Genomic DNA, 18,091 nt, shown 5'->3' on the forward strand with positions numbered 1-18,091 from the left:
AAATTAAACACCTCCCAACATCCTATTTCTTACTATTAGCATATTCGCAAACAGTGTAATCTTTTTATTCTCAGCAATTTCCAAATCTGCTTCCGAAATTGCTTTTTGCCATTGCTTTTTGCTTAAAAAATGAAAGGCTCCGATGTTGAAGAAAACGAAGTTGGTAAAATCCCTGAACTGTTCTGAAATAACGATCAAACCATCATCTTTTAAAACTCTTTTAGCTTCTTTAAAGAATAAAACCCTTTGGTCGTGATCCAAAATTTCGTGAAGTGCAGTTATGGCAAGAATTACATCTTGAGAACGATCATCAAAAGGCAATTGATGAGGTTTTATTTTTATTTCTTTAGGATTCGGAGGAAATATCTTTTTTGAAGTTTCAATTCCTTTTTCCTGTTCGTGACGATTTCCAAAAATATCACAAACTGTTAAATTTAAATTAGGATATTTTTCTTCCAGACTTTTAGACAAAGGATCAAAACTGGCATGAACCAAAACAACATTTTCAGTTTTATTCCAGTCTACAACTCCTTTTAAATTGTTTAATTCGTATAAGTCTGAATTGTCATACAAAATATAAGAAGCCACGAGTGAAGCAATAATGTTCAAAATAATAAGAATACTTAAAACTCTGAAAAACAAAATAAAATCATTCGAATTAATAAAAAACGACAACCCAAAAAGAACAATGGAAACAATGATTCCTAAAACTATTTTCTGGTAATTGAAGAGAACAACGAGTTTTGTGATTTTCATCTGTATTTTCACTAAATTTTGATAGCGTTCAAATTTACATATTCTTCAACAAAAAAACCGCTTCCAAAAAGAAAGCGGTTTCAAAATTTATCTAAAATCTCAATTAAAATATCGCAGGATATTTTTGAGGATTTGTTTCATTAAACATGGCATAAATTCTTTCAACCATATCATCAGAAGATGGCTTAGAGAAATAATCTCCGTCACTTGCATAAGCTGGTCTGTGATCATTTGCAGCAATAGTCAACGGATCAGAATCTAAGAATCTGAAAGCTTTTTGCTTCTCTAAAATCTGTTGCAAAATAAACGCTGAAGTTCCTCCTTCTACATCTTCGTCGATGACAACCAATCTGTTAGTTCTTTTCACAGATTCAGCAATTTCGTTTGTTAAATCGAAAGGAATTAAAGACTGAACATCAATAACTTCTGCAGAGATTCCCAATTTTTCAAGTTCTTCCGCTGCTTCCATTACAATTCTCCAAGTCGAACCATATGTTACCAAAGTAACATCTTTTCCTTCTTTTGTAACTTCAATTTTTCCAACAGGAACAGTAAATTCACCTAAGTTATCAGGTTGTTTTTCTTTTAATCTGTATCCGTTTAGACATTCAACAATTACAGCCGGATCGTCACTTTGAAGCATTGTGTTGTAGAATCCTGCAGCTTTCGTTAAGTTTCTAGGAACTAATACCAAAATACCTTTTGAAAGGTTCAAAATTCCCGCCATTGGAGAACCTGAATGCCAAACTCCTTCTAATCTGTGACCTCTTGTTCTGATGATCACAGGTGATTTTTGACCTCCTTTTGTTCTGTACTGAACCGTCGCCAAATCATCACTCATTCCCTGTAAACAATACAAAATATAGTCTAAATACTGGATCTCTGCGATTGGTCTTAAACCTCTCATTGCCATTCCGATTCCCTGACCTAAGATTGTAGCTTCACGGATTCCTGTATCGGCAACACGAACGTCACCATATTTTTCCTGCATTCCTTCAAGACCTTGGTTTACGTCACCGATATTTCCGGCATCTTCACCAAAGACCAAAGTTTGAGGATATTTTTCAAATATTTTATCGAAATTATTTCTTACCACTACTCTTCCGTCTACATCTTCAGAAGCATCCGAATAAACTGGCTTGATCTCCTGAATATTTTCAGCTTTCCACTGAGACTGAGAATACAAATGAGAAGAATAATTGTCTTTTTCAACCTCAAAAATCTCATTGTATTTCTGCATCAATTGGCTTCTTTCTGCAGAGTTGGTTCCTCTTGTAGCCAATAAAGATTTTCTCACCAAATGAAAAACATCTTTCTTCGCTTTTGAAACCAATTTATTGAACTGACTGATATAATTTTCAATTTCAGTATTCTGTCCTTTAAGGTTTTCAACCAAAGGTAAAACTGAATTGATTAAATCTGTAATTGTTTTCTGGTAATTTTCCCAAGCATTTTTCTGCCCGGCTTTTACCGTTTTTTTAGCTTCATCATCTATTGAATCTAGTTCTTCAACAGTTGCCAAAACCTCTTCATTTCCTTCAATCTCGATTGAATAATTTAAAATCCATTCTCTGAATTTCAATAATCCGTCAAACTGAGATTCCCAAGACAAACGCTCTTCATTCTTATATCTTTCGTGAGAACCTGAAGTTGAGTGACCTTGAGGCTGCGTAACTTCAATTACGTGAACTACAACAGGAACGCTTTCCATTCTTGCAAACTGTTCAGCTCTTGCATAAGCATCCAATAATGCAGGATAATCCCAAGCTTTCACCTGAATAATTTCACAACCTTGATTTTCACCTTCTTTTCTCTGGAAACCACTCAACATTTCAGAAATATCAGCTTTTGCTCTCTGGTTTTTTGTAGGAACCGAAATTCCATAACCATCATCCCAAATAGAAACAATCATAGGAACCTGAAGCGCACAAGCAGCATTCAAAGTTTCCCAGAAATGACCTTCTGCTGTAGAAGCATCTCCAATTGTTCCGAAAGCAATTTCATTACCTTCCCTTGAGAATTTTTCAGAACCGTCAAATTTTACGGTCTTGTATATTTTTGAAGCCTGCGCCAATCCTAATAATCTAGGCATTTGACCAGCCGTTGGAGAAATATCAGAAGAAATATTTTTCTGTGCTGTTAAATCTTTCCAGCTTCCGTCTTCATTCAAACTTCTTGTTGCAAAGTGACCATTCATCTGTCTTCCAGCTGAAGCAGGTTCTCTTTCTACACTTGTATCAGCATACAACTGTGCAAAGAAACTTTCAACCGTCAAAGCATCTGCTGCCAAAGCAAAGGTTTGATCTCTGTAATATCCTGAACGGAAATCTCCATTTTTGAAAACTTTTGCCATTGCAAGCTGCGGAAGCTCTTTTCCGTCTCCAAAAATTCCAAATTTAGCTTTTCCGGTAAGTACTTCTCTTCTGCCAAGATAAGACATTTCACGAGAGATTCTTCCTAACTTATAGTCTTCAAGTATTTGATTTTTAAAATCTTGAAAGGAGATCTGTTGAGTTTCAATATAGGTTGTTTGCATTGCCAAATATTAAATTAATTTTATTAATGAAGTATTTTGCTAATATACACTTTTTATATTAATTTTAATTTTCAATAATGTTTTTTAAAAATTTGATAATCAAGATTATTCTATCTTAATTTTACATAATATAAAAAAATGGAAAAAAAATCGTCTCATATTCTGAATGCATCCAGCAATTTACTGGGTTTTTCTATGCTGATTATCACCTCACTTAAAATCACAAAAACGAGCCATAACACTTATTTAGATGAATTTGCGGGAGTTGCATGTGTACTTTTTGCATGCAGCTGTTTTTTATCATTTATGTCAATAAGATCAAAGAAGGAAAAGATGGAGAATAGGTACGAGCAGATTGCGGATTATTTATTTTTAACCGCTTTATTTTGTATTGTTTTGTCGGTGATCATGATCACAACAATGATCTTAGATTAAGAACTTATTTAAGATCATTTTAAAATTTAACCAATCAATATCTCTCGCTGACTTTGCAGATTGCGCTGATTTATTTTAAATCTGCTAAATTTCCCTAATCTTCGAGAATTAAAATAAACAAAAAAATCTTTTAGAACTTTCTTTCGATAACGTAATCAAGCATTTTATGTAAAGATTCTCTAACCTGAGAATCCGGAAATTCATTAAGAATATCTTTTGCTTTTTGCTGAAAATCTTTCATTACGGTAATTGCATAGTCTAAACCGCCCGAACTTTTTACAAAAGCGATTAGTTCTTTTACTCGTTTTTGGTCGTTGTTGTAACGCTTAATTGTATTGAAATAATACTTTCTGTCGGTTTCGCTGGCTATTTTTAAGGTATGAATCAAAGGTAGAGTCATTTTCTGTTCTTTGATATCGATTCCAACTGGTTTTCCGATGACGTTTGAACTTAAATAGTCAAATAAATCATCTTTGATCTGAAAAGCCATTCCTGTGTATGTACCGAACTGCATCATTTTTTTAGCTAAATTTTCATCAGCTCCATTTGACAAAGCTCCGATTTCGCAACATGCAGCAATTAAAGTAGCCGTTTTCTGACGGATAATTTCATAATAAACATCTTCGGTAATATCGAGTTTTCTGGCTTTTTCCAACTGAAGAAGTTCACCTTCAGACATTTCTCTGATGGTTCTGGAAATCACGGAAAGTAAATCATAATCTTTGTGGTCGGTAGAAAGTAAAACTGCTTTTGAAAGTAAAAAATCACCAACTAAAACCGCAATCTTATTCTTCCACAAAGCATTGATTGAAAAGAAATTACGACGTTTAAAACTTTCATCCACCACATCATCGTGCACCAAAGTTGCCGTGTGAATCAACTCGATCATTGAAGCGCCACGATATGTTTTTTCGTTGACGTCTCCAATCAGTTTTGCACACAAAAACACAAACATTGGACGCATCTGTTTTCCTTTTGTGGTAACAATAAAACGGGTAACTTTATCGAGTAAAGCGACTCTGCTCTGCATAGATTCATAAAACTTCTGCTCGAAAAGTTTCATTTCCTCATTGATCGGCTGCTTGATTTCTTCTACAATGTTTGCCACGAAGTAAGAATGATGGGTGAGTATTTATTAATTCTCACAAAGATAATTTTTTTCCGCCAATTTTAACAGAAATTAAAGTTGGAGTTTTTCTTTGGGAATAAAATAAAAAAATGGTTTGGTTTTCTTGATGGGCGAATAAAATTTTTCACCAGAAATATAAATGCCAGTTTCATCAACAGCAATTCCTTCAATCTGACCAATTGTTAAAGCACTTCCCAAATAAAGATGTCTTGGTTTTTCTTTGAAAAATATTCCAGATTCAGATTCATTAAAGATATTTAGAAAGACTTCCGTTTTCTTGGTATATCCTACTACATAAAGCTTTTTATCAAAATAAGATGCGTCTGTAACGACAAAATTTGTTTTGTAAGATTCAACTTTTTCGGCAGCTTGATTTTCAAAATTTTCTGGATCGAGCGTGTAATGCGTAGTCGATTTTGAAGCCCATTCTTTTGTGAAAATATGTATTTTACCGTTTAAATAAATCATCGATTCCAAATCAAAATCTGTATTGATATTTTTTGATATAAAATCTTTTTGTTCAGGATAATAAAACGAAATGGTTTTTATCGAATCATTTTGTAACTGATTATTTTGAAAAGGAATTTTATAAATTTTTAAATGTTGTCGCGTTCCTGCGTTGTTTCCAAAATCACCGATGTAGAAGTTTTCACCATCGTTGGTTAACGCTTCCCAGTCTTTATTATCGGCATTTGTTTTTAAAACCTTTAAAATTTTTCCTGAGTTTTTATCGATTTCATACAATTCCGCAGGATTCCCGCTGTCGTTGAAGGTGTATAATTTTCCATCAAAAAAATTCAATCCGGAAGTTTCCTGAATCGAATCGTTGAGAACTGCAATTCTATATTTTTTAAGCTTAAAAATTTCTGCCTGTTGAGAAAAAGCAGTCTGAAAAAAGAATAGGATAAATAATAGAATGATCTTCTTCATTCTACAAAAATAAGATTTTAAGTATAAACGAACTGTTAAGAATAATCAAAAACCTTTAGAAAAGATATTGATTAAATAGAATTTAGTCGGTAACTTTATTGGCTAACTGCCCACAAGCTGCATCAATATCACCTCCTCTACTTTTACGGATCATAACGGTAATTCCGGCATTTTCAAGCTGACGAACATAGTTGTCTTCGGCTTTTTTGTTACACTGGTCGTATTTTCCGTCCCCGATTGGGTTGTATTGAATTAAATTTACTTTAGAAGGAACTTGTTTGCAATATCTAATTAAAGCTTTAATGTCTTCATCGCCATCATTAATTCCTTTCCAGACACAATATTCAAAAGTAATGACTGAGCCTGTTTTTTTGTACCAATATTGAAGAGACTCCATAATATCCGTCAACGGGAATTTATCCGAGAACGGCATGATTTCGTTACGTTTCACTTCAATCGCTGAGTGAAGTGATAAGGCTAATTTCACACGCAAATCATCATCTGCGAGCATTTTTATCATCTTCGGAAGTCCGGATGTAGAAACGGTAATTCTTCTTGGTGACATTCCCAAACCTTCCGGTTGAGTAATTTTTCTGATGGCTTCAACCACATTTTTGTAATTCATCATCGGCTCTCCCATTCCCATAAATACGATATTGGAAAGCGGTCTGTTAAAATACATTTTGCTTTGGCTGTCGATTAAGGCAACCTGATCTACGATTTCAGCCACTTCAAGATTTCTCATTCTTTTGAGTCTTGCTGTTGCGCAAAATTCGCAGTTTAAAGAACATCCCACCTGTGAAGAAACACAAGCTGTCGTTCTGGTTTCTGTGGGAATTAAAACAGATTCTACCAATAAACCATCGTGAAGCTTCACTCCGTTTTTTATGGTTCCGTCTGTACTCTTCTGAAGCTGATCTACAGAAACAGGATTGATGGTATATTCCTCAGAAATTCTGTCACGAAGCTGCTTTGAAAGATTCGTCATCTCCTCTATTGAATGTAGGTTTTTGCTCCACAGCCAATCGTAAACCTGTTTCGCACGAAACGGTTTTTCTCCTAAAGACCCAAAATAATCTTTGAGTTGGTCGAGGGATAGAGTTCTTATATCTTTCATTGTAAGATTGTAGATTTTAGGTTTTAGGTTGCAGATAACTAATACCTGCAACCTTTTACCTTATATCTTAATTAAATAATCAACATTGCATCACCGTAAGAATAGAATTTATACTTTTCTTTTACGGCTTCTTCATAGGCATGCATTAGGAAATCTTTTCCAGCAAATGCAGCGATCATCATCATCAAAGTAGACTTTGGTGTATGGAAATTGGTAATCATTGTGTTAGCAATTCCAAAATCGTGTGGCGGATAAATAAATTTATTAGTCCAACCATTGAAAGCTGAAATTTTTCTGTTTGAAGAAACAGAAGTTTCAATTGCTCTCATCGTTGTAGTTCCTACTGCACAAACTCTTCTGTTTTCCTGAACAGCTTTGTTGATGATTTCAGCATTTTTTTCATCGATGATAATCTCTTCAGATTCCATTTTATGCTTTGAAAGATCTTCCACCTCGATTGGGTTGAAAGTTCCTAATCCAACGTGAAGCGTTACCTCAGCAAAGTCAATTCCTTTGATTTCTAATCTTTTCATCAAATGCTTAGAGAAGTGCAAACCTGCAGTTGGTGCTGCTACAGCTCCTTCTACTTTTGCATAAATCGTCTGATATCTTTCAGCATCTTCTGGCTCTACGTCTCTTTTGATATATTTAGGAAGCGGTGTTTCTCCTAATTCTTTCAATTTAGATCTGAATTCTTCATAAGAACCATCAAATAAGAATCTTAAAGTTCTACCTCTTGAAGTTGTGTTATCGATCACCTCAGCAACCAAAGATTCATCTTCAGTAAAGAATAATTTATTACCAATTCTTATTTTTCTTGCAGGATCTACCAAAACATCCCAAACACGAGTTTCTTTATCTAGTTCTCTCAACAAGAAAACTTCAATTTTAGCTCCTGTTTTTTCTTTATTTCCGTAAAGACGAGCCGGGAAAACTTTAGTATTATTGAAAATGAACAAATCTTTCTCGTCGAAATAATCTACTACGTCTTTGAATAATTTATGTTCTATAGTTTGAGCTTTTCTATCAAGAACCATAAGCCTTGATTCATCTCTATGTTCAGACGGATGCTCAGCTAATAATTCTTCAGGGAGATCAAAATTAAAATCGGATGTCTTCATTTTTTAAATTACGGTTTAAAAATTATTTGAAATTACATGGTGTAATTTTCGAGGTGCAAATATACAACATTCTATACCCCTTTGTCAAGTGTTTATTTCACTCCTCTTTATTCATGATGGTTAGAGGCTAGAAATTTTATTATTTTTAATGTATTATCGTCTAAAAAATGATTATTTTGGCTTAATCAAAAATATATACGATGAGCAAATATTCTATTGAATCTTTTGTAAATGAAACAAAAGAAAACCCTCTTGAAAGAGATTATTTCGAACTGGAAAAACCAGCACTTTTAGAAATCAATTTAAATAATCAGGCGGTCTGGACAAAAACAGGAAGCATGGTTGGTTATATCGGCAATATCAATTTTGAAAGACAGGGAATGCTTTCGGGCGGACTTGGGAATTTATTGAAAAAAGCAATCAGCGGTGAAGGTTCTAAGCTGATGAAAGCCGAAGGAACCGGAAAACTGTACGTTGCAGATGATGGAAAAAAAGTAAGGATTTTATATCTAAATAATGAAACAGTTTGTGTGAACGGAAATGATGTTTTGGCACACGAACAAAGTATAAAAAGTGATATCACCATGCTGAAAAGCATTGCCGGAGTAATGTCAGGCGGATTGTTTCAGGTAAAACTTTCAGGAACTGGACATGTCGCAATAACCACTCATGGTGAACCTTTAACTTTATTGGTCACTCCGGATGCACCGGTTTTCACAGATCCAAATGCAACAGTAGCCTGGTCTGGAAATTTAAGTCCTGAACTAAAAACCAATGTTTCTTTTAAAAGTTTAATTGGAAGAGGAAGCGGTGAAGAATTTCAGATGAAGTTTTCTGGTAATGGATGGGTTTTGATACAGCCTTATGAGGAGGTTTATGTGGTAGCGAAGTAATTTACTATTATATATCATTAAAAAATGTCAACCAAGTTTGGTTGACATTTTTTAGTCTTCGAAATCTGACCAATTAGTAGATTCTTTTAAAACTTTAGGTACCTCTACAGTCAAGTCGATTTTTTGAATTAATTCAAAAAAATTGGATCTATTATATTTAGAATTGTATTTATAATCAACACTTCTAACTATATATTTTTGATTCTGATGAAGCAAATTCTTTAATTGTTTTTCAGCTTCACGTGTAATTATATGATCTATTCTAAAATCAAGGTATTCAAAATCTGCAGTTTCTAGATTAACAACTGCTTCAATTACTTTCTTTTTCCGTTTTGAATCCTTGAAAACAACAAAACTATATTTCAAAGAATCAAGTTTTTTAATATCAAAGACTTCTTTTCCATTATAAATAATTTTAGGATAGTAATCTTGATTAATTTTTCGAGAATGCTTATAGATAAAATTTAATTGTTCTCCTACTTTTTTAACTTTAAAAACATGTTTTAAGCTATAATCCTCTGAATATAGTACTGCAATAACCTTGTCATTATAACTCTCTAAGTTAAGCTTGGTATCGGTTTTTACATTGTAAAACCATTCTTTGCTCCAAACCTTTTTTTTAGGCAATTGATGCTCCGATTTTTCTCTGATGAAGTAATCAAACTGATATTCCTGAGAATATTTAAATATCGAGATCAAACAAAATAACAATAAAATACTTTTTTTCATGCAAAAAGTTGGAAAATCTACACATAATTTTGCAACTAATATATTATTATATTTTTTATCTAATAACCCTATTAATTTTTTCATATTTAACAAGTTTCACACCTTTGACATTATATCCATTTGTATAATTCCTTTCTAAAGAAGTTATTATATAATTACTATTTCCTCTTAACTGTATCAGTTTTTGTCTAAAGGCATTTAAAATCTTTTGCGGGGTTATGTTTCCTAAATCTAATTTATAGAAATATAATAGATCTTTTTCTGATTTTTGTAATATAATTTTTAATTCAAGATTAGCTTCTTCCTTTTCTGATTTAAATGTTCTTATTGCAAATATGTCTTTTTCTACTTCTTTAATTTCGATAATTTCAGTCTCTTTATTTTCACTTTCAATAAAACTTTCTCTTCCTGTATATTTATAAAGCACTTCGTTATTTTTTGATTTGTCTAAGAAATAGATTGTCATTCCTTTATCGTAATCAAACAATCTAACTTCATTAGTTTTATAACGGTAAATAAAATAATTAGGATTTTGCGTATTTATAAGAATTTCTGTATCGAAATAATTATTATTATCAGATTTTTCATCAGAATTTTTAACTAAAAATCTATAGTCAAAGCTATACTGCGAAAAAACAAAGCTTGAAATAAAACAAAACAGTAGCAAAAAATTTTTCTTCATATAAAAGTATTTGTGAAACACAAATATATCTTTTTAATTGGAAATGTTTATAGTTTATAAATAATCTAATACCTTTTTCCAATCCTCAAATTTTCTTTCAAAAGAAATCGTGTGAAGAGGGCTTGTAGAAGGCAATAAATGTATTGGGATTCTAAAGTTTTTGCCTAATAACTTCTGTAGATTTTTATACGACTTTCCACCGTTACAGAAAACAGCTTTTATATTTGGATAATTTTCTAACAGTTTTTCAATCTGATTAGCTTCTTCATTTTTAATTTCAGAATCAAGGCTTCCTTTTCTTTCGCAGGAATCGATAACATCCCAAATTGCAATGTGATTTTTCTTTAAAATATTAATTCGCACGGAATAATCTTCTGTAAATTCTTCGCTAAACAATTCAAAAATAATTTTCCAGAATTTGTTTTGTGGATGAGCGTAATACTGTTGTTTCTCAAGAGATTTCACACCTGGAATTGAGCCTAAAATTAAAATTTTAGATTTTTCATCGATAAATGGTCGAAATGATGAGATTCGGTTTTGCATGATTCAAATATATAAATTTTGACTAAAGCCTTGAGGGTATCTAAAAACAAAAAGCGGGCTAAAGCCCGCTTCTATTGATATTTTATAAAGTATTATAAATATTGAGAATATTAAAAACCACCCCGTCTAAATTTTCTTTGAAAATTTATCCACCCCTCCAAAGGAGGGGAATTAGAGTGAAAATATTTTCTACAAAGTTTCTTTCAGCCAATCAAAAAATTCTCTCTGCCAAACTAAACCGTTTTGTGGATGAAGAACCCAGTGGTTTTCGTTCGGAAAATATACTAATTTAGATTTTAAGCCTCTTAACTTTGCAGATTGAAAGGCTTCCTGACCTTGCTCGTAAGGTACTCTAAAATCAATTCCGCCCTGAATAATCATAATTGGTTTATTCCATTTTTCTACAAAATTGCTTGGATTAAATTCTGTATATGCTTTTGGGAGAGGCTTTTCCCAAGGCGAACCAAGATCCCAGTTTGCGAACCAAAGCTCTTCTGTTGTTAAATACCAAGATTTCATATCAAATAATCCGTCGTGAGCGATGAATGTTTTGAATCTGTTTTCGTGAATTCCAGCCAACATAAATACGCTGTATCCTCCGTAACTTGCTCCTACAGCTGCAACTCTTTCACCATCTACATAAGGTAAAGTTTTAGCATAATCTGTTGCTGCCAAATAGTCTCTCATCGGTTGTCCACCCCAATCTCTTGAGATTTCTTCGTTCCATTTGGTTCCCCAACCCGGCATTCCGCGACGGTTTGGTGCAACAACAATGTAACCGTTTGCTGCCATTAATGCAAAATTCCATCTTGTACTGAAAAATTGAGTTAATCCAGATTGTGGACCTCCCTGACAATACAATAAAGTTGGATATTTTTTATTCGGATCAAAATTTGGTGGGTAATGAAACCACACTCCCATTTCTTTTCCGTCTGAAGTTTTCACCATTTTCAATTCAGATTTCCCTTGTGCCAATTTTGCATAAGTATCTTTATTGACATCTGTAACCTGACTTAATTCTCCATTTTTAAGATTTACAGAAAACAGTTCTGCTCCATGATTGATATCCGTTTTTGAAACTAAAAGAGATTTTTTTCCTTCTGCAAAAATATCATTTACATCAAAATTCCCTTTTGTAATCTGACTTACTTTTGCATTTTTAAGATCTACAGAAAATAACTGAACAGTTCCACGAAACGCTGCATTAAAAAAGATACTTTTAGAATCGCTGCTCCAGAAAGTTGTTCCGGTTACGCTTTCATCCCAGTTTCCTGTCATATTGCTTTTTGCACCGGTTTTCCAGTCCATTAGCACAATATCATTTTTATCGGCTTCGTATCCTTCGTGTTCCATACTTTGCCACAACAACCATTTTCCATCTGGTGAAAATTTTGGATTAACATCATAACCCATCATTCCTTCTGTTAAATTTTTTGTTGTTGCTGAAGCTAAATCGTAAGCAAAAATATCGGTGTTTGTACTTGTAGAATATTCTTTGCCACTTTTAGGTTTGGTAACATATAAAAGCTTTGAAGAATCTGGGCTAAAGACGAAATCTTCTGCTCCACCGAAAGGTCTTTGTGGAGAATCCCATGTTTTTCCTTCCAATAAATCCTTAGCAGAATCTACACTTGAAGAAGTATTAACCACAAAAACGTGATTGTATTTTCCTTCATTAAAATAATCCCAGTGTCTGTGATTCAGATCTGTATAAACCTGTGCGGTCGTTTTTGGAGTATCTGCATATTTATCTTTCCCCATTAGTTTTTCAACCAAAACCTGTTTGCTGAAAGCAATTTTCTTTCCATCCGGAGAAATAACGATGTTATCTGCTTCACCGATGGTGTAAAATTCTGTCCAGGTTTTTCCGCTGTCTTTTGAAAGATAAATCTTATCACCTTCCTGAGCGTAAAGTCCGTTTTTATCCCACTGAACTAAAGCTTTTTTACCTAAATCAATTTTAGAAGACTGATTATTGATGACATTCAGGAAATAGTTTTCGTTTTTTGTTTTTTCAGTTTTCAGATCAACCTGTCCGACTTTATAGATCAGCGATGATTGATCGGGTGAAACAGCCTGCACTCCTACTTTTTTCAAAGTCCAAAGAATTTCAGGTGTCATGAGTTGTTGTGCATTCATTAAGAAAGGCGCTGCCAAAGCGAGCAGACTGTACTTAAGTTTCATATTCTGTACTATTTTTATGAACTTTCTGGATTTTGAAATCTCCTCGGTTCTTTTATTATTCTAAGATTGCCAAAGTTAATATTTAAAATAAAAAGAAGCGAAAAAATTAGAAGAATAAGTTTTGAATCTTTTCGAATTGTATTTCTCTTCATTATCATTAATTAAGAATTACATTAATTTCCAAGCTCGTTTTCAATTAAAAAACAGATACAAAATTTGTAAAAGCTACAAATACTTTTACAAACATGTATTTTTACGATTATCAATATCGTGCTATGACAAAATATTATTAACCTTAAAATAAATACAAAACCATGCGAAAAGTGTCTCTTTTTATTGCTACAAGCTTAGACGGTTATATTGCTAAACCAAATGATGATCTCAGTTTCCTGAAAACCGTAGAAAAAGAAGGCGAAGATTATGGTTATACAGAATTAATTTACAGAAACCATTGATACCTTAATTATCGGAAGAAAAACTTATGATTATGTGCTTAAAGAAATAGGGCCATCTCATTATGATAACGGAAAAAGAGATGTCTACGTGATTACAAGGACTGAAAGACCCAATGTGGGAAGAACTACTTTTTACACAGGAAACCTGACTGATTTGGTGAAACAACTACAATCTGAAAAAGGAAAAAATATTTATTGTGACGGAGGATCAGAAATAATAAACGAACTATTGAAGAACGACTTAGTTGACGAGTTTATAATTTCTGTTGTTCCTGTTTTATTAGGCGATGGAACCAGGCTTTTTAAAGACGGAAGACCAGAACAAGAGCTTCAGTTTGTTAGTGTAAAAACATACGAAACGGGACTGACTCAGCTTTATTATAAAAGAAAATCTGAACGATGGACTATAAATTGGAAAAAATACTCTTCTAAACACACAAATCCCCGCTATCAATTTTGCGGGGATTTGTATTTTAACTTATAATATCGTCATTCTCTTCCTCATGATCATCTTCATTGTCGCTTCTGCTGTAGAGATTATTTTCTTCATCAGGAAGCTGGTCGGTGATTTGTTCGAAATTATCATCATCTTCAGCTCCCGGAATATCTAAACCATAAGGCATTCCGTCGTTGACGTGACCGGGATTGATGATAGGATTTCCGTCTCCATCCAAAGGAATGTGTTTTTCTTTGTTGAAGATATCTTCACTTGGTTTGTAATCCATCTCCTCCAGTTTTCTGTCTTGTTCGTTTTTGTTATCTTCAGCTATCATAATATTTATTTTAGTGTTACTAAAGAATAGACAAAAATGAGTCCATTTTTTAAAGAGCCAAGGAAAAAGTTGAAAGAATCAAGTTGAAAATTGTACCCTTTTTTTCAAAATTTCCCAAATCGAAATCAAATTCCAAATTTCAAACCTTAAATCTCAAATTTAATACACTTCCGGATTTGCAATGTGCGGCATTTTCTCTCCTTTAGAAAAAGCAATAATATTTTCTGCCGCTAATCTTGCCATTCCGTTTCTGGCTTCGATCGTTGCCGAACCGATATGTGGAAGAACGCACACATTCGACAACTGTAAAATTGGGTCATTATCTTCAATAGGTTCAGGATTCGTAACATCTAAACCAGCTCCCCAAATTTGTCCGGAAACCAAAGCTTGATACAGATCTTTCTGATTATGAAAACCTCCTCTTGCTGTATTCACAAAAATGGCATTTTTTTTCATCCGTCCAAAAATTGAGGCATTGAAAAGATTGCTTTGTTCAGGTTTAAAATTTGCATGAATACTCAAAACATCCGATTGCTCGATCAATTCATCGAAAGAAACATATTTTGCATCAAGTTGCTTTTCGACTTCTTCATTATGATTTCTGTTATGATAAATAATATTCATCCCGAAAGCTTTTTTGCATTTTTCAGCCATTTCAAAACCGATTCTGCCTAAACCGAAAACGCCCAACGTTTTACCGTACAATTCCTGACCAAGCTCATAAAGTGGATCAAAATTTCCCCAATTTCCATCTTTTACTTTTTGAAAATAAAAACTCGCTCTTCTGGAAACCGATTGCATCAATAAAAATGCAACATCTGAAGTCGCCCGACTCAAAACATCTGGCGTATTTCCTATCGGAATATTTCTTTTACTGGCTTCTTTAATATCAACATGATCAAAACCTACACTGAACAAAGCAATGGCTTTTACATTAGGACATTGCTCGAAAAATTCCTGATCAAATGCATTGGCTCCAACATTTAAAATGGCGTCTGTATTTTTACAGTATTGCAGCCATTCTTCACGTGACAAATCATCATTTTCCGGGATTGTAACTTCCAAACCTGCTTCCTGCAGCATTGTAATTCCTGTTTCGGGAATTCTTTTGTTTATAAAAACTTTCATTATTTATTTTTTAGACAAATAAAAACCTCACTACTTTTACAAGTGAGGTTCTCATTAATTATTATTGACTTATTTTTTTTGATTTCATTCAAATTAAAGTCCAATTTTCATTCCGAAAAATCTCAGATTAATATTTTAAACAAATTATTTCAATCTGATTAATTCTCCTTTCCTTTTTACAATATTTTTATAATCCCATTGAATTTCCGCAGATTTTTTAAGCCAACGTAAAATATCAGTTTCATTAATTTCGTTCACATTATTATAAAATACAGAGGCATCCTGAAATTTTTCACCTTCTACATTCAATTGTTCTTCATTAAAAGATTTTCCACTCCAAAACATTAGGCGAATTCCTTTTTTCTGTTTGCTGTAACCTACAATTGGATTTCCTTCTAAAAACCAAACCGGATGAGCGTGCCAGATTTTATTCTCAGCATCATTCAGTCCAGAATCAATCAATTGAGAAAGTTTTATGCAAATTTCTTTGTCTGAATCTGATTGCCTTTCGTTATAATCAAAAATATCAGGATTGATCATGTCATTTGGGTTAAAAATTTGGTTGCGTTTAAACTACTTTAAAATTAATGTAAATAATCCAAATTATTAGAACAGCAAGATGTACAATAGTTGAAAGTTTTGTTTCTTTCTTCATCACAAATGCTTTTACTCCATTAATAATCAACAAAATGACATTCAGTATTATAAAAATAAAAACTGATAAAACATCTAAATTTGGTGTACATGGTCCGGATTTGAATTTCCCTGAAATATTTATTAAAACGATTATCAATATTGCTATTATATAAAATACGATTGATTTTAGTGCATTCTTTTTTTCTTGACTCATAATATATTTACAGGTTACGAGAATTAATCTTCAGCTTACTGATTCGTATTATTCAACATCGGTACAAATTTATAAGCTCCAAATTCTTCTTTTTCAATTTCTGTCGGAGAAATTTTTGTAAATCGGTATAAAACCTGTTGATCGGTCGGTCCCAAAGGAATGACCATTTTTCCACCTACTTTTAATTGCTTCAATAATTCTGTCGGTAAAACAGCAGCTCCACAAGTCACGATAATTTTATCGAAAGGGGCAAAAGTAGGAAGTCCGGCAAAGCCATCACCAAAACTTTGAAACTTGGGATACAAATGCATTTCACGTAGTTTCTTTTTAGAAAAATCGAAAAGATCTTTCTGTCTTTCAACCGTATAAACTAAAGCTTTCATTGCTAATAAAACAGCAGTTTGGTAACCACAACCCGTTCCTATTTCAAGCACTTTTTCTCCTGGTTTCACCTGCAAAAGTTCAGACTGTTCTGCTACTGTTGAAGGATGAGAAATCGTCTGATGCGCCAATATCGGGAAAGCACGGTCTTCGTACGCAAAATCTTCAAAAATACTTTCAATAAAAAGATGTCTTGGTACTTCAGTTATTGCAGAAAGTACATTCTCATCCGAAATCCCAATCTTGTGTCTGAGATATTCAACCAAATTTTTTCTTTTCCCTTTATGTACAAACGAATCATGCATCATCAACAGTTATTAGATAGTGTAGCTACAAAAGTAAAAAAACAATCAATACTTATCAACCTAAAACCTATCATCTATTTCCTAATACCTAAAATTATTATCTTTACAAAAATTACAACGCTATGTTAAAAGCAGGTTTGGTAGGCGCCGGACATTTGGGAAAAATACATTTAAGACTTCTTAATCAGTCTGATAAATACGATTTCGTAGGCTTCCACGATAAAGATGTAGAAAACGGAAGAAAGCTAGAAGCTGAATTCGGATATAAATATTTTGAAAATTTTGATGAATTATTAGATCAGATTGAAATGTTGGATATTGTTACTCCAACACTTTATCATTACGATTACGCTCTGAAAGCTATCGAAAAAGGTCTTCATTTTTTCATTGAAAAACCTGTGACTCAAACTTTGGAACAGGCTGAAGAAATCCTTTCAAAATGTCGTGAAAACGGCATCAAAGCACAGGTTGGTCACGTTGAAAGATACAATCCTGCATTTATTGGAGCAAAAGATTATATTCAGAATCCGATGTTTATAGAAATTCACCGTTTGGCAGAATTTAATCCGCGTGGAACTGATGTTTCTGTAGTATTAGACCTAATGATCCACGATCTTGATATTTTGTTGAGCGTTGTAAGATCAAAAGTAAAAAACATTCATGCAAGTGGCGTTTGTGTCGTAAGCAAAACTCCGGATATTACCAATGCAAGAATTGAATTTGAAAACGGTTGTGTTGCCAACTTGACGACATCAAGAATTTCTATGAAAGCGATGAGAAAAAGTCGTTTTTTCCAGAAAGACGCTTATATTTCTGTTGATTTCTTAGAGAAAAAAGCTGAGGTAATCAGAATGAAAGATGCTCCTGAAAATCCTACTCCATTTGATATGATCATTGAAAATGCAGAAGGTGAGAAAAATCAGATCTTATTTGAATATCCAAATATTCAGGCGAATAATGCTATTTTGGATGAATTAAATTCTTTTGCAGATGCCATTTTAGAAGATAAAAATGTAGAAGTTTCTTTGGAAGACGGAACCGAAGCGTTGAAAGTAGCTTTAGAAATTATGAAATTGATCTCTTAATTTTTAATCAGATTACAATTTACATTTATCATTTTGATAATATAATTATAAAAACATTG

General features: G+C 33.0%; 17 protein-coding genes and 1 pseudogene. 4 read left to right on the forward strand and 14 right to left on the reverse strand.

The window, feature by feature from the left end; translation table 11 throughout:
• Positions 1-3 precede the first annotated feature (3 nt).
• Together BUR17_RS06245 and BUR17_RS06250 are read right to left on the reverse strand one after the other, a co-directional pair.
• Entirely contained in the window at positions 4-756 is a 753-nt protein-coding gene (locus BUR17_RS06245) for a class I SAM-dependent methyltransferase (RefSeq protein ID WP_074229464.1), read from the reverse strand.
• A gap of 103 nt (positions 757-859) precedes the next feature.
• On the reverse strand, positions 860-3,292 hold the full coding sequence (locus tag BUR17_RS06250) for an alpha-ketoacid dehydrogenase subunit alpha/beta (protein WP_074229465.1): 2,433 nt from the start codon (positions 3,290-3,292) through the stop codon (positions 860-862).
• Between the two features lie 138 nt (positions 3,293-3,430).
• On the opposite strand from BUR17_RS06250, the gene BUR17_RS06255 reads away from it, so the two are divergent.
• Positions 3,431-3,727 carry a hypothetical protein gene (locus tag BUR17_RS06255; RefSeq protein WP_066676336.1) on the forward strand — a complete coding sequence of 99 codons (297 nt, stop codon included), beginning with the start codon at positions 3,431-3,433 and terminating at the stop codon, positions 3,725-3,727.
• A gap of 130 nt (positions 3,728-3,857) precedes the next feature.
• On the opposite strand, the gene BUR17_RS06260 is transcribed toward BUR17_RS06255, so the two are convergent.
• The 4 genes from BUR17_RS06260 to queA all read right to left on the reverse strand — a co-directional run bounded on the left by BUR17_RS06260 (position 3,858) and on the right by queA (position 8,024).
• Entirely contained in the window at positions 3,858-4,835 is a 978-nt protein-coding gene (locus BUR17_RS06260) for a polyprenyl synthetase family protein (RefSeq protein WP_074229466.1), read from the reverse strand.
• Positions 4,836-4,907: 72 nt separating this feature from the next.
• Positions 4,908-5,786 carry a hypothetical protein gene (locus tag BUR17_RS06265; protein ID WP_074229467.1) on the reverse strand — a complete coding sequence of 293 codons (879 nt, stop codon included), beginning with the start codon at positions 5,784-5,786 and terminating at the stop codon, positions 4,908-4,910.
• Positions 5,787-5,868: 82 nt separating this feature from the next.
• Entirely contained in the window at positions 5,869-6,903 is a 1,035-nt protein-coding gene (gene rlmN, locus BUR17_RS06270; RefSeq protein WP_074229468.1) for a 23S rRNA (adenine(2503)-C(2))-methyltransferase RlmN, read from the reverse strand.
• Positions 6,904-6,974: 71 nt separating this feature from the next.
• On the reverse strand, positions 6,975-8,024 hold the full coding sequence (gene queA / locus BUR17_RS06275) for a tRNA preQ1(34) S-adenosylmethionine ribosyltransferase-isomerase QueA (RefSeq protein ID WP_074229469.1): 1,050 nt from the start codon (positions 8,022-8,024) through the stop codon (positions 6,975-6,977).
• A 200-nt stretch (positions 8,025-8,224) separates the two neighbouring features.
• Between queA and BUR17_RS06280 the strand changes: the two genes are divergently transcribed.
• Positions 8,225-8,917 carry an AIM24 family protein gene (locus BUR17_RS06280; protein WP_074229470.1) on the forward strand — a complete coding sequence of 231 codons (693 nt, stop codon included), beginning with the start codon at positions 8,225-8,227 and terminating at the stop codon, positions 8,915-8,917.
• A gap of 51 nt (positions 8,918-8,968) precedes the next feature.
• Here the strand turns inward: BUR17_RS06280 and BUR17_RS06285 are convergent, their stop codons facing one another.
• The 4 genes from BUR17_RS06285 to BUR17_RS06300 form a co-directional block, all read right to left on the reverse strand.
• Positions 8,969-9,730: a hypothetical protein gene (locus BUR17_RS06285; protein WP_074229471.1), complete on the reverse strand. Its 762-nt coding sequence runs from the start codon at positions 9,728-9,730 to the stop codon at positions 8,969-8,971.
• Entirely contained in the window at positions 9,702-10,328 is a 627-nt protein-coding gene (locus BUR17_RS06290; RefSeq protein WP_074229472.1) for a hypothetical protein, read from the reverse strand. Before BUR17_RS06290 ends, BUR17_RS06285 begins: the two co-directional genes overlap by 29 nt.
• 54 nt (positions 10,329-10,382) lie before the next feature.
• On the reverse strand, positions 10,383-10,871 hold the full coding sequence (locus BUR17_RS06295; RefSeq protein WP_074229473.1) for a DNA-deoxyinosine glycosylase: 489 nt from the start codon (positions 10,869-10,871) through the stop codon (positions 10,383-10,385).
• A gap of 189 nt (positions 10,872-11,060) precedes the next feature.
• Positions 11,061-13,055 carry a S9 family peptidase gene (locus tag BUR17_RS06300; RefSeq protein WP_074229474.1) on the reverse strand — a complete coding sequence of 665 codons (1,995 nt, stop codon included), beginning with the start codon at positions 13,053-13,055 and terminating at the stop codon, positions 11,061-11,063.
• A 314-nt stretch (positions 13,056-13,369) separates the two neighbouring features.
• Here BUR17_RS06300 and BUR17_RS06305 point away from each other — a divergent pair.
• Positions 13,370-13,901: pseudogene (locus tag BUR17_RS06305) on the forward strand (dihydrofolate reductase family protein); the annotation flags it as partial.
• 82 nt (positions 13,902-13,983) lie between these two features.
• Here BUR17_RS06305 and BUR17_RS06310 read toward each other — a convergent pair.
• From BUR17_RS06310 to BUR17_RS06330, 4 genes are all read right to left on the reverse strand, one after another.
• Positions 13,984-14,283 carry a hypothetical protein gene (locus BUR17_RS06310; RefSeq protein WP_074229475.1) on the reverse strand — a complete coding sequence of 100 codons (300 nt, stop codon included), beginning with the start codon at positions 14,281-14,283 and terminating at the stop codon, positions 13,984-13,986.
• Between the two features lie 159 nt (positions 14,284-14,442).
• Positions 14,443-15,411, reverse strand: a complete 969-nt coding sequence (locus tag BUR17_RS06315) for a 2-hydroxyacid dehydrogenase (RefSeq protein WP_074229476.1) — start codon at positions 15,409-15,411, stop codon at positions 14,443-14,445.
• A gap of 144 nt (positions 15,412-15,555) precedes the next feature.
• Positions 15,556-15,951 (reverse strand): DUF1801 domain-containing protein, encoded by a 396-nt coding sequence (locus BUR17_RS06320; protein WP_074229477.1) that lies wholly within the window; start codon positions 15,949-15,951, stop codon positions 15,556-15,558.
• Positions 15,952-16,296: 345 nt separating this feature from the next.
• Positions 16,297-16,947 carry a protein-L-isoaspartate(D-aspartate) O-methyltransferase gene (locus BUR17_RS06330; RefSeq protein WP_074229479.1) on the reverse strand — a complete coding sequence of 217 codons (651 nt, stop codon included), beginning with the start codon at positions 16,945-16,947 and terminating at the stop codon, positions 16,297-16,299.
• A 122-nt stretch (positions 16,948-17,069) separates the two neighbouring features.
• On the opposite strand from BUR17_RS06330, the gene BUR17_RS06335 reads away from it, so the two are divergent.
• Positions 17,070-18,032: a Gfo/Idh/MocA family protein gene (locus BUR17_RS06335; protein ID WP_074229480.1), complete on the forward strand. Its 963-nt coding sequence runs from the start codon at positions 17,070-17,072 to the stop codon at positions 18,030-18,032.
• The last annotated feature ends 59 nt before the right edge of the window (positions 18,033-18,091 follow it).

Source organism: Chryseobacterium scophthalmum, from assembly GCF_900143185.1.
GTDB classification, from domain to species: Bacteria; Bacteroidota; Bacteroidia; order Flavobacteriales; family Weeksellaceae; genus Chryseobacterium; species Chryseobacterium scophthalmum.